The organism is Sunxiuqinia sp. A32, from assembly GCF_052690465.1.
Genome location: NZ_JBQYLI010000007.1, coordinates 16,215 through 39,754 on the forward strand (window position 1 = coordinate 16,215; position 23,540 = coordinate 39,754).

General features: G+C 36.5%; 18 protein-coding genes. 9 read left to right on the plus strand and 9 right to left on the minus strand.

The window, feature by feature from the left end; translation table 11 throughout:
• Nucleotides 1–192: 192 nt before the first annotated feature.
• From ACUNWD_RS08815 to ACUNWD_RS08855, 9 genes are all read right to left on the minus strand, one after another.
• Complete coding sequence (locus ACUNWD_RS08815) at nucleotides 193–768, minus strand: hypothetical protein (RefSeq protein ID WP_445587429.1); 576 nt, start codon at nucleotides 766–768, stop codon at nucleotides 193–195.
• Nucleotides 769–1,039: 271 nt separating this feature from the next.
• Nucleotides 1,040–1,270, minus strand: a complete 231-nt coding sequence (locus ACUNWD_RS08820; protein WP_445587430.1) for a hypothetical protein — start codon at nucleotides 1,268–1,270, stop codon at nucleotides 1,040–1,042.
• A complete protein-coding gene (locus ACUNWD_RS08825; protein ID WP_445587431.1) occupies nucleotides 1,263–1,553 on the minus strand; it encodes a hypothetical protein in 291 nt (96 codons plus the stop codon). Before ACUNWD_RS08825 ends, ACUNWD_RS08820 begins: the two co-directional genes overlap by 8 nt.
• Complete coding sequence (locus ACUNWD_RS08830; RefSeq protein WP_445587432.1) at nucleotides 1,540–3,681, minus strand: hypothetical protein; 2,142 nt, start codon at nucleotides 3,679–3,681, stop codon at nucleotides 1,540–1,542. The genes ACUNWD_RS08825 and ACUNWD_RS08830 overlap by 14 nt, the downstream gene beginning before the upstream one ends.
• Nucleotides 3,682–3,864: 183 nt before the next feature.
• Nucleotides 3,865–4,356: a hypothetical protein gene (locus ACUNWD_RS08835; RefSeq protein ID WP_445587433.1), complete on the minus strand. Its 492-nt coding sequence runs from the start codon at nucleotides 4,354–4,356 to the stop codon at nucleotides 3,865–3,867.
• A gap of 140 nt (nucleotides 4,357–4,496) precedes the next feature.
• Complete coding sequence (locus ACUNWD_RS08840; RefSeq protein ID WP_445587434.1) at nucleotides 4,497–4,925, minus strand: hypothetical protein; 429 nt, start codon at nucleotides 4,923–4,925, stop codon at nucleotides 4,497–4,499.
• Between the two features lie 162 nt (nucleotides 4,926–5,087).
• Complete coding sequence (locus ACUNWD_RS08845; RefSeq protein ID WP_445587435.1) at nucleotides 5,088–5,837, minus strand: HNH endonuclease; 750 nt, start codon at nucleotides 5,835–5,837, stop codon at nucleotides 5,088–5,090.
• Nucleotides 5,838–6,849: 1,012 nt separating this feature from the next.
• Nucleotides 6,850–9,129 carry a glycoside hydrolase family 2 protein gene (locus ACUNWD_RS08850; protein WP_445587436.1) on the minus strand — a complete coding sequence of 760 codons (2,280 nt, stop codon included), beginning with the start codon at nucleotides 9,127–9,129 and terminating at the stop codon, nucleotides 6,850–6,852.
• 331 nt (nucleotides 9,130–9,460) lie between these two features.
• Nucleotides 9,461–11,854, minus strand: a complete 2,394-nt coding sequence (locus tag ACUNWD_RS08855) for a LysM peptidoglycan-binding domain-containing protein (protein ID WP_445587437.1) — start codon at nucleotides 11,852–11,854, stop codon at nucleotides 9,461–9,463.
• Between the two features lie 363 nt (nucleotides 11,855–12,217).
• Between ACUNWD_RS08855 and ACUNWD_RS08860 the strand changes: the two genes are divergently transcribed.
• The 9 genes from ACUNWD_RS08860 (at nucleotide 12,218) to ACUNWD_RS08900 (ending at nucleotide 23,516) form a co-directional block, all read left to right on the plus strand.
• Complete coding sequence (locus tag ACUNWD_RS08860; protein ID WP_445587438.1) at nucleotides 12,218–12,754, plus strand: cytochrome c3 family protein; 537 nt, start codon at nucleotides 12,218–12,220, stop codon at nucleotides 12,752–12,754.
• Entirely contained in the window at nucleotides 12,751–13,503 is a 753-nt protein-coding gene (locus ACUNWD_RS08865) for a 4Fe-4S dicluster domain-containing protein (protein WP_445587439.1), read from the plus strand. The genes ACUNWD_RS08860 and ACUNWD_RS08865 overlap by 4 nt, the downstream gene beginning before the upstream one ends.
• 1 nt (nucleotide 13,504) lies before the next feature.
• On the plus strand, nucleotides 13,505–14,695 hold the full coding sequence (gene nrfD, locus ACUNWD_RS08870) for an NrfD/PsrC family molybdoenzyme membrane anchor subunit (protein ID WP_445587440.1): 1,191 nt from the start codon (nucleotides 13,505–13,507) through the stop codon (nucleotides 14,693–14,695).
• Nucleotides 14,696–14,739: 44 nt separating this feature from the next.
• Complete coding sequence (locus tag ACUNWD_RS08875; protein ID WP_445587441.1) at nucleotides 14,740–16,389, plus strand: hypothetical protein; 1,650 nt, start codon at nucleotides 14,740–14,742, stop codon at nucleotides 16,387–16,389.
• A gap of 23 nt (nucleotides 16,390–16,412) precedes the next feature.
• Nucleotides 16,413–16,985: a hypothetical protein gene (locus tag ACUNWD_RS08880; protein ID WP_445587442.1), complete on the plus strand. Its 573-nt coding sequence runs from the start codon at nucleotides 16,413–16,415 to the stop codon at nucleotides 16,983–16,985.
• A 21-nt stretch (nucleotides 16,986–17,006) separates the two neighbouring features.
• A complete protein-coding gene (locus ACUNWD_RS08885) occupies nucleotides 17,007–17,897 on the plus strand; it encodes a 4Fe-4S dicluster domain-containing protein (protein WP_445587443.1) in 891 nt (296 codons plus the stop codon).
• A gap of 53 nt (nucleotides 17,898–17,950) precedes the next feature.
• On the plus strand, nucleotides 17,951–19,198 hold the full coding sequence (dsrP, locus tag ACUNWD_RS08890; RefSeq protein WP_445587444.1) for a sulfate reduction electron transfer complex DsrMKJOP subunit DsrP: 1,248 nt from the start codon (nucleotides 17,951–17,953) through the stop codon (nucleotides 19,196–19,198).
• A 224-nt stretch (nucleotides 19,199–19,422) separates the two neighbouring features.
• Entirely contained in the window at nucleotides 19,423–22,347 is a 2,925-nt protein-coding gene (locus tag ACUNWD_RS08895) for a DEAD/DEAH box helicase (RefSeq protein WP_445587445.1), read from the plus strand.
• A gap of 80 nt (nucleotides 22,348–22,427) precedes the next feature.
• Nucleotides 22,428–23,516, plus strand: coding sequence for a glycoside hydrolase family 43 protein (locus ACUNWD_RS08900; RefSeq protein WP_445587446.1), 1,089 nt, complete (start codon nucleotides 22,428–22,430; stop codon nucleotides 23,514–23,516).
• The last annotated feature ends 24 nt before the right edge of the window (nucleotides 23,517–23,540 follow it).

Below are 23,540 nucleotides of genomic sequence, written 5' to 3' on the forward strand. Positions count from 1 at the left end.
GTCTGAATAAATTCCTCTTGCAAAAAGGTTTTTAGACAGTCTGACGGTCACTTGCAAGTTGTCGTTGCGGATTTCGAAGAGCGTCAGCGTCCGGTAGGACGAAGACGGTCAAGAAAGGAGCAGAGACAACGCACACCACTGCACCCGCAATGCAATTTGCAATTTGTTACCACTAGTTGTTTTTTTTATCTGTCATGAAACCCAGGACGATAAATATTTTGTTATTTCCCAAACTCCACTCTTTTTCTTAATTTTTATCAAGTCTCCCCAACCACAATCTTCTCCACAATAAACACTGTAATAAAAATATCCTACTGTCATTTCTTTATTAAAGCTAACCCTTGAAATGTTAAGAGTTCCAATTACTTTGTCCGATAAATATTTACTTTTATTAAAATCTGGTTCGCTCTCAAAAAGGATTTTAATTCCTTGTAAACTTTTAATTTGAACTGTGTCTATTACTCTTTTCGCTAGTCTGTTGTCTTCTAATTTTTTGATTAATTCATTTGTTTTATAATCTCTGTCAAATAGTGGATTTTTCTCAAGACGACTTTGTAGTGTTGGGTTGAAATAAATAATTAAAGTATCATTGGCATTTTTATTCAGTTTTCGAAATCTCTCTCCGTCAATCAATCGGTCCAAAAACTGATAAACTACTGAAATTTCTTCCTTATCATATTTGTCATTTGTCTGTGCAAATATTGATAAGGGAAAGATTATCAGAGATAGTATTAATCCAATTGTATAAGTCCTCATTTTTCTTTTCACAATTAGTGGTAACGGCAGTCTGTCTAATAACTATTTTTAACGGTCTGACGTTTCAATATCTGTTTCAAATTACAAATTACAGTCTGAATAAATTCCTCTTGCAAAAAGGTTTTTAGACAGTCTGACGGTCACTTGTAAGTTGTCGTTGCGGATTTCGAAGAGCGTTCCTGTCCGAAGGACACGGAACTGCGAAACGAGAATCCAGCGTACGACACACCACAAACCCCGCAATGCAATTTACAATTTGTTATGCCCAGTGTTTTATTCATTTTTAGTCAAATTTTCCAAGAAGTAATAAAATCCCAAAAACAAGTTCTGCTGTTCCCCATAATAAATTCCAAAAAATATTACTCCCTTTTTTACCAAGTAATTTTCGACTTAAATAAGTATCTCCTGGAGCCATTACTCCTTTTAATGATTTTCCTCTAATCCCACTAAAGATGGAGTATAGACCATATGCAAGTAATAAAATCCCTATGATTATTTTAAGTGTACTACTCATTTAGTAACTCATAGTCCTTTAATTCATTATAAACGTTCGATAACTCAGAATTTAACTGGGTTATATATTCCTTGCTAATATGAAAATATAAGTCCTCAGTTGAGTCTTCCAATTCGAAATTAAAAACTCCATTTTTCAACTGTTGCAACAATCTGTTGAAAACAGTTTTTACACCATTGGGATTATCCTCTGTAAGAATAATATCATATCTATTATCTCCTACATTTAGTGCCAATATTGTATTTTGGTCACCTCTAATTATTGAAGCTTTAAATGTTTCCATATATTTTTCCTCTTTCTCCGAAGGCATCTCTTCCGCCCTCTAATGTTTTCATACTTATGTTTTTCCAATCTAAATCTGCTTTATCTTTTGTATTACAAATAAGATTATTTGTAAAAGGATTGCCAGTGAAAGTGTAGTAATTGTTCAAATCGTGTTGCCTATAGATTGAGCTATAAGGTAAAGTTCGCACTGCAATATTTGCATCATGAGTCGCAATCACCACTTTCTTGCCCTGTTGTGCTCTTTCTTTCAATAAAGGAACTATGACATCATTTATGTAGTCGTTTCCAAGGCTTTTCTCAGGTTCGTCTATTAGATAAATATCCTTATTCTTTTTAAGCTCATTATGCAAAAGAATCATTGACGATTCTCCGTTTGATGGTTGATATATTTGTCCATTCACAACAAAATGACGATTAAATAGGAGTAAATCCTTTATGCTCTCAATGGTTTCAGAGCTTTCAATGGCATTTAAATCAGCTATTTTAACAAATAACTCATTTGAATAAATATGTTTAGAAATTAAATCAAAATGTCTTGCGACCTCCTTTTGTGGTGTTTTATTTACTCTTTCAATAGGTGAAAAATTTCGATTTATAATACTTCCATCTTGGATAAGAATATTTGTTTGACAATATAACTCTCCTTTGTCTCCTAGGTTGCCTACATAATCCAATTGAGGTGTTAATACTTTTCTAATATTGCTTAGAATTTTATTAACTGTCCTTTCTATTTTAATCCTGTTACTTGCATATTTGAAGAATCCAGTTTCTACTGGCTTTTCTGGTTGACCTGTTTTCTTGGATATTTCGGAAACAAAAATTCTTATCAGCGAATTAAACATCATTATAATTTTAGAGTCAAGCAACCTTTTCTCCGATTCAGTTCTGAGCTTGCCCAGTATTCTCTCTAAGACATCGAGTAATTCACTTAATAAATCCGAGCCAATTATTTCTTCAATATTCTCATTTTCCCCAACATCATCATTGAATCTTCTAAAATCAATCAATATTTCTTTTATTTCTTCAAATTTTCGAGTCGATTGAGAGTCATCAAGACTAGTGAAATCTTTAACTTTTATCTTTCTTGATATTTTGTTTGTTTCTTGATTTGAATAATGAAGTAAATATTTTTTAATACTTGTTATTTCTTGCTCTGTTGCTCCTTTTATTAACTTAAACTCAGTTGTACAGTCTTCAATATCAAAATCAGTCAGGTTAATTGTAAATTCTGAACCTTTGAGATTATAGACATCATTCAGATGTTTTGAGTTTGACTCATAAACACTGGTTTTGTAACCTTTGTCATTATAATGTTTTGATAATGCTTTAAGAATTTCAGTTTTACCTGTTCCTTTTGACCCAAAAATAATGTTGATATCGTTGTAAATGTCAAGTTTTATCTGTTCAGCCAACGTGAATGGCGTAAGTTCTATATTCTCTTTAGTTTTTTTGTCTAGTAATGTTTGAATTGTGGCATCATCCTTTTCTAAAAGAAGACAGAATTGTTCAAAGCTTTCTACTGGTAACCTAAGGTCTGGTAAATCCTGAGAAATATTAATATAGTCATTCCAATTGTGAACGTCAGAACCATAAATAGAGTCATGCCCATGGCTTATATAAATTCCCGCAGAGATTGAGTTGGTGGCTTCTTTTAAAACTCTTTTTTTATTCGAAACTAAACTCAACAATATCTCGACTTCGTCGTTACCTAAGCTAGGTTTTTTGACAAAATAATGAGGAATGTATATTGCGTCTAATGAGTCAAAATTATCAACTGTTTCACTCAGAGAAATCGTAAAATTATCGGCTGTTTTTCCTTCAAGTAATTTTTGCACACGATTATTAAATTCATTTGAATTAGACGGATTAACAATTACTATAAGATGGGCTCTTTTCCCATTCTCAATTATGTCCAATTCAATCCCTGCCCATATCTGACAAGCTCCATCAACTTCTTCCTTAAATTGTTCGTATTGATTTAAGTCAAAATGATTGTGGTTAGTTATTGCTAATATTTTCACTTCGGTAGACCGAATAATATCTCCAAATCTCTCGACATCAATATTTCTTAATTCTGAGTCACCTGATTTGGTTTTTTTTGTATGTACATGAATATCAATTTTCATTTAATATCGTGTTTATTGGTATGCAGTTTAACATTGGGCATAACGGCAGTCTGTCTAATAACTATTTTTAACGGTCTGACGTTTCAATATCTGTTTCAAATTACAAATTACAGTCTGAATAAATTCCTCTTGCAAAAAGGTTTTTAGACAGTCTGACGGTTGGTACATGTTGTAGGCAGTTTTTCATTTTATATTTTCTGCACTGTTTATACTATAGTTTTCATGTAAATGTCTCTGAACTTCGTTTAACCAACCCTCAGGCATTTCCTGCATCTTAAATTCATTAAAATAAAAGTTGCCAAACGCATTTCTCGTTGCTGCCCTCAAATCTGAGTGGTCTAATTTCTTTTTAATCTCTTGAATGTCAGAATATCTTGAAAATACGAATCGTAAATACTCATCAATCCTTTCGGGATTAATACTATAACTATATTTTATTTTTCTGCTTAGCTGCTTTCCATCCTTAGTCAAAAAATTCAAATCAACAGTATCAATTTTTGATTTGTCCATTGTTTTTAAAATAGCATCCCTTGGGACAAGTACTGATTTTGGACCATTAATGGTTCTTTTTACTTCTGTTGTTTTAGAGTCAAGAATTACTCCCACTTCATTTTCTCTTACTGTAGAGCATGAGATAAGCAAGGTTAGTATAAATATTCCTATAGTATGTCTCATTTTTTTTAATTGCCTATAACGGTTGGTACATCTTGTCGGGGCAGGATTTCGAAGAGAAATCCTGTCAGACCCGCAGGAAAGTGGGCAAAAGGTCTGACTTGTCAGACCGCTGAAACCCCCGCCTGCCATATTACAAATTGTTAGCGGTTGCTATTTTTCATTAATTCCTCATAATTAATAATTTTCAAACGACTATTTGTTACGTTTAGAAATGAATCAATTTGAACATTCCATGCTATTCCTAATTTTTGTGAACCCAGATAAACCCCACCTAGTGCGACACTAGCACTGTCAAATTCATAATGACACTGAAGTTGAAGAGGATTGTTAGTATCATAGTTTATTTTACTCAAATCGTTCAGTGTCTCGAGAAGCAGTTTTGCTGAAGTATTTATCTCGTTCGTATCCTTACTCGTCAAATAGGTAGTATAATGTTGAAAAATTTGTTGTGTTAACATTAATGTCTGCTCAAGCTGATTCTCTGACACAGTACTTTTCTTTTCCGTTGTCATACACGATACTAAAAACAGAATAGTGCCAAATAATGATATGTAAATAATTTTTTTCATCGTCAGATTTTCATAATTACCGCTAACGGTTTGAATATGGTGCGTTTGGTATTTCATCGCACCAAACTATCAATTTGCTTCTATGTTTATTTATAACTAGCATCCTCATTGTAACCACCATCTACCAAATGCACTATATTTTTTGTTAGGTGCTTTTTTTATTTACCACCAAGTATAGTATTTGTCAGATGTATCTGGCTCTTTATTACTTTTTGATTTATTGCATTTTTCACAACTTAATTGAATATTACAAGGGTCATTTGCACCATACAAATCTAGTGGAACAATATGATCGAAATTTTTAACAGTTAAAGTGTTTACTAAATTTGTCAAGTCTGTATTGCAAAATACACATCTCCCTTTGTCTCTATGAAAAACAGCATTTTTAACCCAAGTAGGAATATTTTTCCTTTTTATTGTGCCTTTCTGAGTAACATCCTTTTTGGGATATTTTGAGCTTAAATCAGACACAGACTCCGCAACAATTTTATTAAATTTCAAGAGGAAATTTCGATTATTGAAAAGTATGTAAAAAGCATCATTTGCTAAATTTTCATATAGTTGTTCAAATTTCTTTTCATGCCTTAGAAACCATTTGTATGCATCATATCCTTTTTTGAATTTATATTTTGGTATACTAATGTTGTTTTCTTGAAATTTTTCATACCAAAAATCTAAAGCACCTTCTTCTTCATACCAATCTGTACTTTTTCTAAAATCTCTTCTATAATTATTTAAGGCAGTTATAACAATATATTGATGAAGTAAAGTCTCTTTCTGGAATTTGACTGAATGTTCTATGAAGTAATCATAACTGAAATTCCAAAATGCGGTTTCAGCATTAACATTACCTTCAATTAGGTCTATTAATCCATAAATTCTATCAAAGTTATATTTTTGTAGTTCGCTCATTTAATACTATCTATTATTAGTCAGCTCATTTCTCGGCAAGCCAAAATTGCACCTAATTAGTATATATGTCAACCATAGGTATTTAATATTTCCATTTTGGGTTTAGTATGTATACCTTTTGTAACCAATATTCTAATTGCATTGATTAGGGGGCATGTGTTTATTTTGAAATTAAGTTCACAAGTTAATAAAATAAAACTTAATCATTAATTATGTAGCCTAGATTTAAGTTAATGTAAAATCCGCTAAGCCGATCAACGGCTAAGCGGGTAAGAAATGACTTGTGGTTGCTTAAAATGTTATGTTCCAGCAGAAAATCCAAAACTTCTTCAATTGGATTCTGTGATAAAGAAATTCAATTTTGTAATCAATAATAAGATTGCAAAAAAACCACGAGTTACAAATCCGCGCTAGCGTGAGAAACGATAATAACAGGAGACAGTGCTCCCTAAAACTTTAAGAACTAAAAAAACAGCGGACACAGTTAATGAACACTCCCTCTAAAGTATGGAATGGCTACTGAAAGTGTTGGAATGAGTCGCTTTTTTGTTGAAAATGTCACCAAAATTGCTGGAAAAACTCAAAAAAAAGCTGAAAATGCCCGTATTTATGCTGGAAAAACTTGATTTTTTGTTGGAATGACCAGTATTTATTTGATGGTTGACCTTTCACTTCAATTGACAAAAAAGATAGTGTCGCTGATTATTCCGCTCCTATTCCAAGCTCAAAAAAGTCTATAATGAACGCACTGAAGAAGTTGACAAATTAATAAAAACGAGTGGTAACAAAGTAAACGGCTGAGAGGCTAAGAAACAATCCAGTGATCATTCAATGGGTAGGTTTCTTATTTTACAATTCAACTTTTGAACTTACCCAGATAGCAAACAATATTGTTTTTTAGTGCTGGTCTACAAATTTTACTACTTATGTTTTCAGGCAAAATCAAAATATCCAATAAAAAAAGTCCTGCCAATAATTATTGACAGGACTTGAAATATTATTTACTACGAAACTACTTCAGCATAATTCCTTTTAAGACTTTTTCTGAAAGTGGTTTATCCTTGGCAATGATTGACAATCCGGCATCAATAAACTGCCCTCCGGTTGTTTGGTTACAATGAATAGCAATGGTATTTTTCCCGTTCATAACCAACGCTTCCTTCGCTTCTGCTGAAATTTCAACATTTACATAGTCGGAAGACCATCTTGGAATTGCGGCAGCTTTCACACCATTAATATATACATCGCAATCTTCATCGTGATGCACACGCAACACCAGCTTGCTCATATCAATTTTAGAAAGGTCACCTAATTCAAACTCCTGACGAATCCAAATTTGATTGGTCGTCCACTCTGTTCCAAGATAAGCGCCAGGTGTATTCGCTGATCCGAAGCCAGCTTTACCAGTTTTCCATGAAGATGCATCGAAATCCTTTTTCATCCAGCCATCAGCAGGAGCAGACAATGTATATTGCCACTCCTTTTTAACGGTTTCTGCAGTTGGCAATACGTCGTAAATGTATTCATACATTTCTTCGTTAATCACTTTCTGATTTGACTTATAGATTAATTGAGGATCAACCTTCAGAACCCGGTCATAGGTCATAATACCATTCATCTCAATTTCCACATCAGTGATCTCCGTATAAACCGCTGCACTTAGTCCTTTATTAGTTTTGAACTTGGTTAACATGGTTGTAAAATCGTCATACAACTTAATGTATTCCTCTTCATTCTCCATGGTAATATATTGCATCAGGTCATCCGGATTCCAAATGTGTCCTTCAATTGAATAACCGATACCGCCGTATTCACCACAAGCTGTAGCCTGATAAGCACTTTGAGGACTGGTTGGTGGTGGGTAAGCGTGATAGTCAAGTACGTCCCCTGCTCCAACATGGGTGCCGCCACTGGCTTGATTCACCAATCTTGATGGGTCCATCCCTTTTACCATCGCCACATACTTTTTAGTATCATGCTGTGCTTGTGATTCATTAAAGATGACCCACATCACAATACTAGGATAATTCCAGTGAGTTTCCACCATGCGCATTAGTTCGTTGCCAAATGCTTCCTTGTTTGGAGGAGGAGTTCCCCATGTATATGAGTTAGGTGAAGGCATATCCTGCCATACCATTAAGCCTAATTTATCGGCCCAATAATACCAGCGGGCAGGTTCAACTTTAATGTGTTTTCTGGTCATGTTAAAGCCAAGCTCTTTGGTCTTCTCCAGGTCGTAACGCAAGGCTTCGTCAGTTGGTGCAGTGTATAAACCATCAGGCCAAAATCCCTGATCCAATGGTCCCATTTGGAAAACAAACTCGTTGTTCAAATACATACGGTGAAATTTGCCATCAAACCCAAGAGCAATTTTCCGCATCCCAAAATAGGTATCAACTTTATCAACCACCTCATCACCATTTTTCAAGGTAATGGTCATGTCATAAAGGAATGGACTGTTTGGTGACCAAAGTTTTGGATTCTTAATTTTAATCTCCGTTGGAGCTAAAGGCTTGCTGGTTACGGTTGCAACAACTGTATTACCATCTTTAACTTCAGCAGTATACGTTAAGTATTGTCCGCCTGTACAATTTACAGAAAGGTTCAATACTGACTTGTCAATATCGGGGATCATTCTAAAATCAACAATGCGTTCTTCCGGCACAGGCTCCAACCATACAGTTTGCCAAATACCAGTTGTAGAGGTGTACATGATTCCCTCATTATTCAAGGTTTGTTTTCCACGTGGGTAGCCTTCCTTAACAGTTGGATCATAAACCTTTACCGTAATTATTTGCTCGCCACTAATCAACTGATCAGTAATATCGAAGGTGAATGGATCATATCCTCCCTGGTGTGTTCCTACGCTCTTTCCATTGATAAAAACTTCGCTCATGTAGTCAACCGCACCAAAGTGAATCAATACACGCTGGCCTTTCCAGTCAGCGGGGATGGTGAATTTGCGGCGGTACCACAGTCTCTCGTGCTTTTCCATCACACCTGAAAGTGCTGACTCTACAGCAAAAGGAACCAAAATTGTTCCGGAAAGATCTTTTCTGGGAAATCGTTCGTTTTCCCATGTTCCGGGTTGAAACTGCCATAAACCATTCAGGTTCATCCAGCTTTCACGAACCATTTGAGGTCGCGGATACTCTGGCAGCACATTTTCAGGATCAACATCCTTGGCAAATTTTGTCATTAACGGTGCTTCTTTAGCTGTCCATTTTTGAGCGGACAATCCAAGAGAAACAAGAAGTAAAAGAAGGGTTGTAATTAATCTAATTTTTCTCATCGTTTATTATTTATTCTAAAAATACTTCTGGCTGAATCTATTAGAATGAAAAGCCAGAAACTTTTATTATTAAAGGTTCATATCGTGGAATAGATTTCTGGTACTAATACAATAAATGCATCAATACTACTCATGCAAAAGTAACATTCAGGCAAATAATAAACATAATGACACCCACGAAAAAGATGTAACTGATTGAAATACTCCATTTCCCATCTTGCCTAAATTCTTTTTTTTTATGCTTTATAAAGAATCAACACATATAAAAAGGGAAACCCCTACTTCGAAAAGCAAAAAAATAAATTCAGAGGAAAGCTTCGTCATGCAAGACCTATTGCTCCACTAGTTGAAATGCAGGTTTTGCGATTGTTCCTTCATCCACAACAGAATAATCAGGATCATATGAAACAACGAATAATCCCTCATTCATAAACCCACCAAAACGGCTTTGTGGTTCAAAAAAGAAATCACCCTGTGTCAGCTCAACCCGGTGGCCTGGCAGGCAATCAACAAAATCTTTTCCGTAACGATACAAAGCCGACATAAAATAGAAGGCTACGTCATATCCCTGGAAGCTAAACTGGTTTGGTTCGGCATAATAATTCTCGCGAAAACGACCGATAAACCGATTGGTTGCCAATGATTCATAGTCCACAAAATACGGACTTAGTAAATGTAGTTTTGTGTGATGGTAATATTCGGGTTGAATACTTTGATAACGCTGAAAGTTAGACATCCCAACAAGGGTTACCGGGTATTCTTCCGATAATGCATTCAGGTTTGTAATTCCAACACTCACCTGCCCTTCATTTTCTGACGGAATGATAAATACGTTCTCCCGATCCTTGGAAGCAATGCGAGTCAGTCCCCAATAGCCCTCTTCCTGGAAATCATATTCATGGAAAAGCACATCGCCCGATTGTGAGTTAAATCCGGTTGAGAAAAACTTTTCACGACAAAGATCAACGAGTGTTGCTTCCGGCAAATGCTTGTATTCACCCATTTGCATAACGATGATGTTCTTATCAAAATATTCTTCAGTCAGGTAGCTGGCCGTTTTGCGCACCAGGTATTCCTTATTTGGATTCACCTTGAAATAGTATGGATTATTCAATTCAAAATTGCCACCCGATGAAAGCGGTGAAACCATTGGAATTCGATTTTTACTGGAATAATCGGCAACTATTCCCTGAAGATTTGGGAACACAGGACCAATAATCAAATCCAGCTCACGGAATATGTCCAAATGCAGCAGCGAGTCAATCACCTGCTGATCCTGGTTGGTGTCAAAAACATGTAAATTCACCCGCATACCAGCCTCTTGCAAACTGTCAACCGCCAATAAAACCCCTTCGTAGAACTGCATAAAGTTCTCGGAACGGGGATAAATAATTTTTTCATCCCGAACTTTAAAAGTATCTCTTCCTGTCTCCAGAATTGCCTCGAACTGACTTCTTAATAAGGTATCTTTCTCCAGATCTTTCGGAGTTATTTTAATATGGTTGACGGTATCGTTTGCTTCCAGGTACAACGGTAAAAGTAAGCCGACATCATAGGTATCAAAAGCAGCTGTAAAATCGGGAGTGCAGCCTGCTACGGGAAACTGCTCTGCTGATTCCTCTTTCTCCCCGACAATTTGTTCTGCAGTTTTTTCAATGATCGTCAGATCTTCAGTAGGTTCAGCATTGATGATTGATTCTTTACGAGGTACATTAATCGTTTCTCCGGCAATTAATCCACGATATTCCAACACCGGGTTTGCTTTCTTCAATTCACTAATTCGGGTATCATATGCAATGGCCAAACCATAAAGAGTCTCTCCCTTTGACACCAAATGCTGATCATAACGACTTTCATCAGTTGTCACTTTTACATCTGGAATATGTCGCGCAGGAATCTTTATGCGCAAACCAGCCATTAAGCCTTGCTCCAATACAGGGTTATATTCAATCAACTCCGCACGGCTGGTTCCAAATTCACGTTGCAATCGCCAAAAAGTTTCTCCACTTTCTACCAAATGAATAAAGAAACCATCCTGATTGGTTACCTGACTAACCGGACCTGCTGCTTCTTTGGTAGCTGGAATTTGAATTTTCATGCCTATTTTCAGACCTTCTTCCAGTTTTGGATTTAGTTTTAATATGGAGGAAATTGATCGGTCATATTTTTTGGAAATAGAATAGAGCGTTTCGTCTCCAACAACTTGGTGGGTGACCATTTGGCCTTCTTTCTGTTCAGCAACCTTTGCTTGTTGTTCTTTCCATTGCTGCAATTCGCGTGCATCAGGAATACTCAAAACCATCCCTTTTTTCAGCCCGTCCTTTACTTCCGGATTGTATTTCTCAATATCTTCAATTGTCACATCATAACGTTTTGCTATAAAATGCAGTGTATTATTTTTTCGAACCCGGTATGAATGAAAGGTCTTAATTGGTTCCCGCTCAACTGGCTGCTCTTCTTCAATAGTTTTCGACTCAACAACACCAGCATCAACTGGAATTTTCAGTTCCTGCCCTACTTTCAGTCCAAAAATTAAATTGGGGTTTGCATTCAACAACTCTTTCTGATCGACCTCGTACTTTTTGGTGAGCGAAAAAATGGTTTCCCCTTTTTCAACCTGATGAATCAGGAAAGTCTGACCATTTTCACGAATTGTTTTCTCTTGTGAGTAAACCACAAAATTCAATAAAAACAAACAACAAATAAGAAGGATGAAATTCTTCATGATATACCAACTGAACAAATTTCCGTAAAAGTATAAATCTTGAACATGTTTTGGTAATCAAACGTGTTAAAAAGCGTTTCATTGTTTATTTGGAAGTGAAAAGATAGCTTAAAATCAAGTTAAATTGGCGATTCAATTTTTCACAAAGAAGATTGTTAGTCAGTAATTCGAATATCCAATCTCTGGCAGCCCATCAAAACCTGACTTTTTACTGTTTATTTAAAATTAGGTTACAGCAAAGACCCAAAAATTTTCTCAATTTTCATTGATTTATATCATATCGCGCCCGTCCCAACTTACAAATTAATTAACTAACTTTTAAGTCGTTATAAACGCCTCTCTCTTTCATCGACGGATTAAACGATGAAAACTCCCGACATTTGTGGGAGAATGTTGAGCAACTTCTTTGAAATACACTGGGAAAATATAATTAAGCTTATTGCAATGCCTCCACAATTAAAAACATTGATCCCCTTATTTGCTGTGTTCATCATTTTATTTCTTGTGGCACGTCATTTTCTTATACCTGAGTCATTTGGTGATATCGACCATTACCGGGCCAACTCAATCAACGAAATTGCTGCCGCTCCGGTCCACTATGTTGGGAACTCTGTTTGTATAGATTGCCATGACACGGAAGGTGCATTGCTTGAGTCAGATGCTCATGCAGGCTTGTCTTGTGAAACTTGTCATGGTCCCGGCTACCTGCACATTGAAGATGCTGAGGCCAATGTTCTTGCAAAACCGGGAACACGCAAATTCTGTGGCCAATGTCATGCCATTAATCCAGCCCGTAAACTTGAAGTTATTAACCAAATCGATATAGACACCCACAATATGGAAAGGGAAAATTGTATTGATTGTCATAATCCACATGCCGTATGGGAACTAAAAGAATGAATAAAGCAAGACGGCGTTTCATTAAAAACACCGCCCTTCTATTCGGAACCATCCTTGCAAGCTCGGTGACCAAACCTTTTTCTGCATATGTTTTTGCAGCAAATGAACCGGATAAATCCAAAACTTGGTATGGCGTTGGAATTGACATTGAAAAATGTATTGGCTGCGGTATGTGTGCAAAGGCTTGCAAGGAAGAAAACAACGTACCCAAAGAACCTTTCTATTTTCGAACATGGGTGGAGCAATATACCATAAAAAATGACGGATCATTAAAAGTAGAATCTCCCAACGGCGGCATTGACGGCTTTAAACAGACGATTCCGGAAGACGAAATATTTAAGACTTTTTTCGTTCCCAAAATGTGTAACCATTGTGCCAAATCTCCCTGTACGCAGGTTTGCCCGGTTGGTGCAACCTTTGAAAGTCCCGAGGGGATTGCATTGGTAGATGAAGAATATTGTATCGGCTGCCGCTATTGCATTCAGGCTTGTCCGTATGGTTGTCGCTATTTGCACCCCGAGAAAAAAACTGTTGACAAATGCACTCTTTGTTATCACCGAATAACAAAAGGCTTATCGCCTGCATGTGTGGAAGTATGCCCAACCGGAGCAAGAATTTACGGTGATCTTCATGATCCTGAAAGTGAACTTGTCAGCTTTTTGAAAGAACATAATTGCCATGTATTGAAACCCAATCTGAATACGGGTTCAAAATTATTTTATAACGGAATAAGCGCGGAGGTAAGATAATATGGAACATTTATATGAAATGCTCAACCAGGTTGATGGATACATTTATCCAAATGAAATCGAATTACACTGGGGAATTCTGATCGTTTTGTATCCATACATCACCGGATTAGTGGCCGGGGCTTTTATACTTGCCTCACTTGAACGTGTTTTTAATGTTAAAGTTCTGAAACCGACTTATCAGTTGGCCCTGTTAACAGCGCTTGCCTTTTTAATTGTTGCCATTCTTCCTTTAATTACACACCTGGGAAAACCTTTCCGATTCTATGAAATTATGACCACCCCGCATTGGGGATCTGCCATGGCCATCTTTGGATTTGTCTATCTCTGGTATCTAACAGTTGTCCTACTGTTGGAGATATGGTTCGACTATCGGCAGGATCTGGTTCTATGGTCCAATCGTAAAAAAGGTTTTCTAGGTAAACTATATAATATATTGACGTTGGGAGTGAAAGACATTTCACCAATTACTGTTTCGTGGGATAACAAGCTGGGGTACTTTGTCACAGTTGTTGGTATTCCATCTGCATTCTTACTGCATGGCTATGTTGGTTTTATATTCGGCTCCATCAAAGCTAACCCTTGGTGGTCAACGGTTTTAATGCCAGTGATCTTCTTGTTTTCTGCAATGGTTTCCGGTATCGCGTTGGTCATGTTTCTATACATGGCTGTATCGTGGATTCGGAAAGTAAAAATTGATATGCCTTGCCTGGATGAAGTTGGCAAGTACCTATTTTATGTGCTGGTGCTAGACTTTTCACTGGAAGCACTGGACCAGGTTCATCGTATCTATGAAGCAGAAGAATCATTTGAAATTTTAGACATTTTAGTGAATGGTAAACTAAATATCACCTTGTTTGTCATCCAGGGATTTTTGGGCACGATTGTGCCTATTTTAGCGATGGGCCTATTTAGAATTTATAAACCAAAACCCGAAATCAGAAGGCCTGTCTATTTACTGACAAGCCTGTTAGTATTGATGGGTATTTTCGCGATGCGTTGGAACGTGGTTATTGGCGGACAACTTTTCTCAAAAAGCTTTCTTGGATTTACCAGTTTCAAACTGGGATTGATCGGACCTGAAGGATTCTTTATGGCTATTGTTTGGCTGATCTTGCCGTTTATTATCCTTGCTTTTTTACTTTGGTTATTGCCACCCTGGAACAGACCATCCGAAGAACACACCAGCTGATTGGATGATCTTTCATACACTAAGATTTCATTAACTGAAAAGAAATGGAGAAATCAGATGCACAGGAGATAAAAATCATAAGAGAAGAATTACAGTTGATTAAATCACGCTTAAGCAAAATTGAGTCTGTATTAAAAAAACAAAGTTCCAAAGATGAGATTATACGAGAAGCAACTGATGTATTAAAAGACAGACCTACAATTTCAGCCGAAGTAACTCAGGAAAAGAAATCGCTGGAAGTAAGAGCAGGCGAATATGGAATGGCTTGGTTGGGTAACATTATTTTACTGTTTGGTTTTATTTTCCTTGTAGGATACCTTGAAAATACGAGCAATCCACTCATTTCATTGATTGCCGGAGTCGGAGCTGTTGCAGGAATCTACATAAGTGCTTTTTTTACTAGAAATTCCTATAATTACCTATCCAAACTATTTATTTACAGCGGTCATCTGTTATTGTATTTTGTCATTATTCGCCTGCATTTCTTTCAAAAAGAACCACTGATTGAAAATAGTTTTACAGCAATGACAATTATTCTATTTGTACTTGCATCTCTTTTCTACCTGGCGTACCACGCGAAGTTGCAAATCATGTCTGCAATGGTTTTACTCATGATGCTTGCAACAGGTATAATCAGTAACTCCATTCCCTTCTTAGCCGGAATTAGTACAATCGTCTCTGTTTTAGTTCTCTATTTATACTTTAAATATGACTGGATAAAACTGTTCTTCGCTTTTATTTTCCTGGTGTATTTTGGGCATCTATGCTGGTTATTAAACAATCCATTGCTGAATCTGCAAATTGAGCTTCTTGAATCTCCCGGTCTCAATTATCTAAATCTCTTTGCCACTGGATTTATCTTTTCACTGATTGCCTTAATTCCGCCGAGAGAAACAATATCCAAAGAAATTATTATCGCTGCTATTATATGGAATGGTCTGGGATTCACTTTCAGCCTGGTGCTCGCAACCATCTTCTATTCGCAAAGTAATTTTATCCCATTGTATAGTTCAATTGCTGTTTTTTGCCTAATCTTTTCATTTCTTCTACAAATAAAATCAGAGATAAAAATAACAGCATCCATGTATGCCATATATGGCTTTCTGGCAATGAGTGTAGCTCTTTATGGAATATTTTTATTTCCCAGAACCTACATGTTCCTTGCATTACAAAGTTTATTGGTTGTATCCATGGCACTTTGGTTTCGTTCAAGGTTTATCGTGGTTATGAATACTATTTTGTATCTGATCTTATTAATCGTATACTTGAGTACTTCGAGTAAAATAGTTGCCACTGACTTTGCTTTCATGCTCACCGCCTTTCTTACAGCCAGAATTATCAATTGGAAAAAAGAACGCTTAAATATCCGTACGGAACTTATGCGCAATTTCTATTTGCTCGCAGGATTTATCATGACACTCATTGCATTTAGTCATGTATTCCCCGAAGCATACATTACAGCATCCTGGATCCTGGCAGCAATCCTTTTCTTTTTGATGAGTTTGTTACTGAAAAATTTCAAATATCGCTGGCTGGCAATTGCCACTATGGTTACCACAAGCGTAAAGCTTATTTTCTACGACATGTCCAATATTGATATTGGTTACCGGGTTCTGCTGTTTTTGCTGTTAGCATTCATATTAATTACGGTTTCTATTATTTACACGAAATACCTGACCAAAAAGAAGGAATAAGTAAAACTGAAATACGATTTCTTATGAAAGAACATCACCACATTACTCCCCTCAGTCTAACTATTCTGATTGCTCTATTTGCTTTTTCAGGATGCAATTCCAATAAATCAAATTCACAAGAAACAGAAAAAGCCATTGTACACAATGAGAAATCAACCTCAGACTCTAATACAGAAATTGCAGTTGAACAGCCACCATTTAGTGAAGGAATTTTTCCCTGCTCAGACTGTCATTTTGAAATTGAACCAAATCCGGAAAGAAGAAATTTGATCGATATGCATGATGATATTTCTGCCATTTTCGATCACGATAGCGAGAACCGCTGGTGCCTTGATTGTCATGATCTAAATAACAGGGACTCTCTTCGACTGGCAAGCGGGCGCTTACTCGATTTTAAAGAATCATACAAACTGTGTGGACAGTGTCATGGAGAAAAACTGAGGGATTGGAAAGTAGGTGTGCATGGTAAAAGAACTGGTTATTGGAATGGCAGAAAAGAATATTTGCTATGTGTTCATTGCCATAATCCACACTCACCAAGATTTAAGGAATTAACTCCTGAACCTCCGCCTGTGAGACAAGAAGATATTAAATGATTGAACCTAAAAGGTATTGAAGTGAAAAAAGAAAAATCAAGACGGTCATTTTTAAGGGAAATTTCATTGGCTTCTTTCTCAGCGCTAGCATTGGCTGGATGTAACTTGAAAGAAATAGATGAATTTCTTCAACGTAATTTCAGAGTTTTATCAAAGAAAGAAAAGGCTAAAATCATCGAACGTCTGGAAGTTGACTACAAAGAAAAATTTGGAAAAGAATTTCAAGTTTCATCAAAAAAAGCACTAGAAGGTGTATCGTTTGGCTATGCTCTTGATCTTTCCAGGTGCATTGGATGCAGAAGGTGTGTGTATGCCTGTGTAAAAGAAAATAATCAATCGCGCAGCCCTCAAATTCATTGGATACAGGTGCTTCAAATGGAGAAGGAGAAAGGGATTGATTTTGCAGATTCAAATGTCTTTTACAATCCGGAGAAAGTTCCGGAGAAAGGTTTCTTTTATGTTCCCATCGCCTGCCAGCAATGCAAAAACCCACCATGTGTCAAAGTGTGCCCGGTGAAAGCTACATGGCAAGAACCTGATGGCATTACAGTAATTGATTATAACTGGTGTATTGGTTGTCGCTATTGTATGGCTGCATGTCCTTATGGAGCGAGACACTTCAATTGGGGAAAACCAACAATTTCTGCAGAAGAAATAAATGCTGAAATGCATTACCTGGGCAATCGACCACGAATGAAGGGCGTGGTTGAAAAATGTACTTTTTGTATTCAACGTACCCGCGAAGGCAAATACCCTTCTTGTGTTGAAGCGTGTCCCGTAGGTGCACGCAAATTTGGCAATCTACTTGATCCAGAGAGTGAAATCAGGTATATACTGGAGAATAAACGCGTTCTTGTGCTTAAACAAGAGCTAAATACACAGCCCAGATTCTATTATTTCTTCGGAATTTAAAATATTGAATGCGGGGCTTTTTTTGAAAAATAAATTTTGAAAAGTAGGATCAAATGAATTTTATTCGATTTACGCTAGGCAGTTTTAAAATCATCTTTCGCGGAAGCAAAACATATTATATCTGGTTGATTATTCTGTTTCTGCTTTTTATTTGGGGTGCTTTAGGATATTCCACTCAGTTGAGTGAAGGATTAATAAAAACACACATGCGCGACTCCGTTTCATGGGCATTTTATATTGGCAATTTTACCTTTCTTGTTGGAATTGCCGCTGCAGCAGTCATGCTAGTCATTCCCGCCTACGTTTATAACTGGAAACCTATAAAAGAAATCGTCATTTTTGGTGAATTACTAGCTGTTTGCGCAGTAGTTATGTCTATTTCGTTTATTGTTGTTGACATTGGAAATCCCTTACGATTTTGGCACATGCTCCCGATAGTTGGCACAATGAATTTCCCATCATCCATGTTATCCTGGGACTTTTTCTTTCTGTTTTTCTACCTAATCCTTAACCTTATGGTTGTTAGCTATTTGTTGTATTCCATTTTTTACAAGAAAGAATATCGAAAATCCATGGTACTTCCATTGGTTTTTATCAGTATACCAATGGCGGTCGGTATTCACACCGTGACAGCCTTTCTGTATAACGCTTTGCCTGCCCGTCCGTTTTGGAACAGTGCGTTGCTTGCCCCACGTTTTTTAGCTTCAGCTTTTTGTTCAGGACCAGCAATTCTTCTCATTCTGTTCCAAATTCTCCGGAAGATGACCAGGTTTGAAATAAAAGATGAAGCAATATGGAAAATTGCAGAGCTAATGGTTTATGCAATGTTCATATACCTATTCTTTACGATAGCTGAGCTTTTTAAAGAGTTTTATTCCGGTACCGAACATATTTTGTATTGGAAGTATCTTCTTTTCGGAATTGGAGATAACAAAGAAATTATCGTTTACAGCTGGGCTTCTATTACCATGGGGTGCATGGCTTTTGTTATTTTTTTAATTCCCAAAACGAGAAAAAACTTCACAACGTTGAATATTGGTGCAATTTTGATTTATGCCAGTGTTTATGTAGAGAAAGGTATTGCGCTTATCATCCCGGGATTTACTCCTGATGTGTTAGGGCAAATTTATGTCTACACTCCGTCATTCATAGAAATAAGAACTGCAGTAATGATCTTCTCGTTGGGTTCCTTGATCTTTACTTTTTTGGTAAAAATCGCAATTGCTATTGTTTTTGAAGATTATAACATCGATCATCTGACTAAAAGCAGCCAAACCACAAAAGGTGAAGTTACAGGGTGATAATATTCCTGATCTTTGCAATTATTGCAATCACTGTTTCCATCCTGTATACCAAGCATTTCAGTAACAAGAAAAAGCAATAGTAGTAAAATCACAAAGCAGGTTTTTAATATTTTCTTGATCCAATTAGAAGCGTCACTTCTCGAAATTCGTGTATATTTGAAGTTTTGACTTTTTGAAGAGTAAAAAAATTTTCTTCGCTTTTTTGAAGTACAGTTTTTAATATGGAGCAGGAATTTATCATTGGCTTAACGGAGCATCGAACCTTTGGGTACATTTTTCAAGCATTTCTGATTGAAAAGAAAGTCTCTTTTTACAGCATTGTCCGCTTGGTAAAAATGCATGATCTGCCAGAGCTTTCGTTAAATGAAGAAGAAACTGAGCTTGTAAAATTAATTGACCAGTACAGTGATGAGAAGCTGGTGAAGAAATTCTCCAGGAAGAAGGAAGCAAGCAGCTTCTTTCAAAATCTTGATCACGATTTATTTCTAAATCACATTAGTCCTTACATCGACCGATACATGACGCGTATCGCTCACCTATTGATGACTCAGCGTACACGGGTATTTTTCAAACAGGCAAAATATTCGAATTTATACGAAGAAGATTTAATCATTATTCCTGAGATTTTCTCTAATTGTACGTTTCATTTTCAAAGACGCCCTGAAGGAACACGTTACAGCCTGAAAATTGAACACAACAAAGAACCACTAAAAATCTTAAATCGAACCATGGCCGTTATTTCCAATGAGCCATGCATGCTTTATTGGCAAAATAAGTTGTTTGTTTTTCAGGATATTTCAGCTAAAAAACTACTACCATTTTTTGAAAAGGAGTCGATTTTCATTCCTCATCAGGTTGAAGACAAATATTATAAAAGCTTTGTTTTAAGCACTATTCGAGAGCATCAAGTTCAGGCTGATGGATTTGTCATTAAAGAATCTAGAGGAAGCCAAACAGCTGTTCTTTCACTCGAACCTAATTTAAAGATGGAGGCGGTGCTCCTTCCTAAATTCCGATATGGGAACAATGAATTTCTGCCAAATAGCTCGACAAAAGTTTCGGTTAGCCTCGAAAAAGTAAACGATAGCTATCAGTTTTCTAAATTGAACAGAGACCAGGACTGGGAAAAGGAAAAAATCAATTTTTTGAAGAATCTCGAATTAACGGAAAAGGATAGTTCTTTTTTTCCGAAGAATGTTGAATTATTGGATAACAATGATCGACTCTATGAAATTATCCGATGGCTGAATTCTCATAAAAAAGAATTGCTTGAAGCTGGTTTCGTCATTCAACAAAACCGATATGAAAAGAAATATTCAACGGCCAGCCAGGACCTGGACATTGAGATAAAGAGTAATGATGATTGGTTTGATATTTATGCGAAAGTTCGTTTTGGTGATTATGAAATTCCGTTTATAAAATTAAAACGGCATATATTAAATGGTATTCGCGAGTTTGAACTACCAAATGGTGAAATCGCTATTTTGCCAATAGAATGGTTTACTGCCTACGAAGATATTTTCCCTTTTACAAAGACAGATGGTAATCTGCTAAAACTGAAAAAGCATCATTACCAATTACTCAAGAAACGGCTAAAAGGGATTGATAAGAGTTTTTACCAACGTTTATCAAAAATCGGAGAAAATGCGGAGGTAAAAATAACCTTACCTTCCAATGTTCAGGCGCACTTACGTTCGTACCAGGAAGAAGGTTTTTCGTGGATGTACCACTTATATGAGCATCAATTTGGAGGCTGTTTAGCGGATGATATGGGTTTAGGAAAAACCTTGCAAACCCTCACCCTGCTATTGAAACTGAAGCGGCTAAAATCTGTTATTAATATCCCACAAATTAGTAAAGAAAATCAGCTGCCCCTTTTTAGTGAGGAAGATAATCAGAAAGGACAAGCTGCTTCGTTAATTGTTATGCCGACTTCATTAATTCACAACTGGGAAAATGAGATCAAAAAATTTACTCCTTCCCTGAAAGTATATAAGCATGTGGGAATACAACGCAAGAAATCGTTAAACCTAAAAGGCATCATTCAATATTACGACGTAATTCTAACAACCTACGGAACGGTTAGAAATGATTTTGAACTTCTCAAGGAACATGAGTTTTTCTATTTAATACTCGATGAAAGCCAAAACATAAAAAACCCAACTTCAAAAACATATAAAACAATCACTCAATTAAGAGCTCAATTTCGTTTAGTATTGACTGGCACACCCATTGAAAATTCACTGTCGGATTTATGGTCGCAAATTAATTTTCTAAATAAAGGTCTACTTGGAAACCTAGCCTATTTTAAGAGAGAATTTATTACTCCCATTGAGAAAAAGAGCGATGCAGAAAAACAGGAAAAACTTCAAACCTTAATTCGGCCATTTGTTTTAAGACGAACAAAAGAACAAGTGGCAAAAGACTTGCCTCCGCTCACCGAGCAAATTCGTTATTGCGATATGGGAAAATCCCAGCAACAATTGTACGAACGAGAAAAGTCAATAATAAGAAATAGCATTCTGGAAAACATCGAAAAAGAAGGAGTTGAAAAATCAGCCTTTATTGTTTTGCAAGGATTAACAAAATTACGTCAATTGGCGAACCACCCTTCTATGTTGAATAAAGATGACGATTCTGAATCAGGAAAGTTTGATGAAATATTTCGAAGCCTACGAAGCCTAATGGCAGAAAAGCATAAGGTTTTGATTTTTTCATCATTTGTGAAACATCTGGAACTTCTCAAACAGAAAATTGAAGATGAAAACTGGAAGTATTCTATTTTGACAGGACAAACGACCAACCGGGCACAGGTAATTAAGAATTTTCAGGAAGACGAAGAAAATCGCATTTTTCTTATTTCGTTAAAAGCAGGAGGAGTTGGATTGAACCTGACTTCAGCCGATTATGTATTTATTATTGATCCATGGTGGAATCCGGCAGCTGAAAATCAGGCAATCAACCGGGCACACCGTATTGGACAAGATAAAAAGGTGTTCGTTTATCGTTTTATCACCGAAGGTTCGATTGAAGAAAAAATACAGCAACTTCAAAGTCGAAAATCTTCTCTGGCAGAAAAATTCATCAATTCAAATAATCCGTTCAAAGCGATTTCTCAAGAAGAAATTATTGGATTACTGAGCTAAATGCATCTTTTGAATTTGATTGCTTTCAATTATTCCAGCAAATAATTAGTTTTACTTTCTAATCTAATACAACAAACCTCATGAAATATTTTCGCATTTTACTCTTAATCATGATTGCCTCTTTACAAGGAATCCAATCAAATGCTGAAGGCACCATTCCTAAGAATGAAAATCAAGCAAGCATTACTCAGGAAATTGAGAATAGTGATAACGTTTGGATGCTAACCTACTTTCGTCAGCGTTACCCCACCCGCATTGAAATTGATGCTGATGGCAATACGATAGAAGTTCCGCTTCCCGATCCCATGCAAGTTGAACAATTGCATGTTGCCTTATCAACAGATGGAAGAAATTGGACACCAATAAATAATAATGAACCAATTTGGGAACAGCGCATGCGTGATCCGTTTGTACGCCGGGGAGCTGATGGCACCTGGAGATTATTGGCAACAGGCGGTAAAAGAAATAAAGACGGTGAAAACCTTGGACCGCATTGTCTTTTCGCAACTTCAACAGATTTAGTCAACTGGGAAGTTGAAAAGTATTTGCCTTTAATGAAAGATGTTAGGAATGAATCAGGAATGATGGCGAGAAATATATGGGCCCCCGAATGGTTTTATGATGACACTACTGGTGAGTACGTTCTAATTTGGTCTTCCTCTTTTGAAGATGCGGGATGGAAAAAAAGTCGACTTTGGTACTGTAAAACGAAAGACTGGGAGCATTTTACACCAGCGAAAGAATTTTTTGCACCACCCTATTCGGTAATTGATGGAACCTTGATAAAACAAGACGGAATTTATTACCTGTTTCATAAAGAAGAAGAGTTTGGTGCAAAAACAGGTGAACGTCGCGCAATTCGGGTAGCAACTTCAAAGAATCTGGACGGTCCGTATGAAATTGTTGAAGGCCCGCTAAATGATGGTCAAATTGTTCCGATAATTACAGAAGGTCCAAGCGTAATGAAAGATCCGGTTCATGATGGCTGGTTATTGTTTTACGATTATTGCATGACAAATAGATATGGAATTTCATTTTCTCCAGATTTAATTCACTGGTCAATAGTTGACGATGTTACCTTACCTGCAGACGCTCGTCACGGATGTGTCTCGAAGTTGACAAAGGAAGAAGTTAAAAATCTAACAACTAAGTTTCCTTCCGGCGAATAACAATTTGAAATTGCCAACTGAAAA

Excerpts from the sequence above, each read along its gene's own strand:
- ACUNWD_RS08820 (WP_445587430.1), bottom strand. The coding sequence starts at position 1,270 with ATGAGTAGTACACTTAAAATAATCATAGGGATTTTATTACTTGCATAT.
- ACUNWD_RS08825 (WP_445587431.1), bottom strand. The coding sequence starts at position 1,553 with ATGGAAACATTTAAAGCTTCAATAATTAGAGGTGACCAAAATACAATA.
- ACUNWD_RS08830 (WP_445587432.1), bottom strand. The coding sequence starts at position 3,681 with ATGAAAATTGATATTCATGTACATACAAAAAAAACCAAATCAGGTGAC.
- ACUNWD_RS08835 (WP_445587433.1), bottom strand. The coding sequence starts at position 4,356 with ATGAGACATACTATAGGAATATTTATACTAACCTTGCTTATCTCATGC.
- ACUNWD_RS08840 (WP_445587434.1), bottom strand. The coding sequence starts at position 4,925 with ATGAAAAAAATTATTTACATATCATTATTTGGCACTATTCTGTTTTTA.
- ACUNWD_RS08845 (WP_445587435.1), bottom strand. The coding sequence starts at position 5,837 with ATGAGCGAACTACAAAAATATAACTTTGATAGAATTTATGGATTAATA.
- ACUNWD_RS08850 (WP_445587436.1), bottom strand. The coding sequence starts at position 9,129 with ATGAGAAAAATTAGATTAATTACAACCCTTCTTTTACTTCTTGTTTCT.
- ACUNWD_RS08855 (WP_445587437.1), bottom strand. The coding sequence starts at position 11,854 with ATGAAGAATTTCATCCTTCTTATTTGTTGTTTGTTTTTATTGAATTTT.
- ACUNWD_RS08860 (WP_445587438.1), top strand. The coding sequence starts at position 12,218 with ATGAAAACTCCCGACATTTGTGGGAGAATGTTGAGCAACTTCTTTGAA.
- ACUNWD_RS08865 (WP_445587439.1), top strand. The coding sequence starts at position 12,751 with ATGAATAAAGCAAGACGGCGTTTCATTAAAAACACCGCCCTTCTATTC.
- nrfD (WP_445587440.1), top strand. The coding sequence starts at position 13,505 with ATGGAACATTTATATGAAATGCTCAACCAGGTTGATGGATACATTTAT.
- ACUNWD_RS08875 (WP_445587441.1), top strand. The coding sequence starts at position 14,740 with ATGGAGAAATCAGATGCACAGGAGATAAAAATCATAAGAGAAGAATTA.
- ACUNWD_RS08880 (WP_445587442.1), top strand. The coding sequence starts at position 16,413 with ATGAAAGAACATCACCACATTACTCCCCTCAGTCTAACTATTCTGATT.
- dsrP (WP_445587444.1), top strand. The coding sequence starts at position 17,951 with ATGAATTTTATTCGATTTACGCTAGGCAGTTTTAAAATCATCTTTCGC.
- ACUNWD_RS08895 (WP_445587445.1), top strand. The coding sequence starts at position 19,423 with ATGGAGCAGGAATTTATCATTGGCTTAACGGAGCATCGAACCTTTGGG.
- ACUNWD_RS08900 (WP_445587446.1), top strand. The coding sequence starts at position 22,428 with ATGAAATATTTTCGCATTTTACTCTTAATCATGATTGCCTCTTTACAA.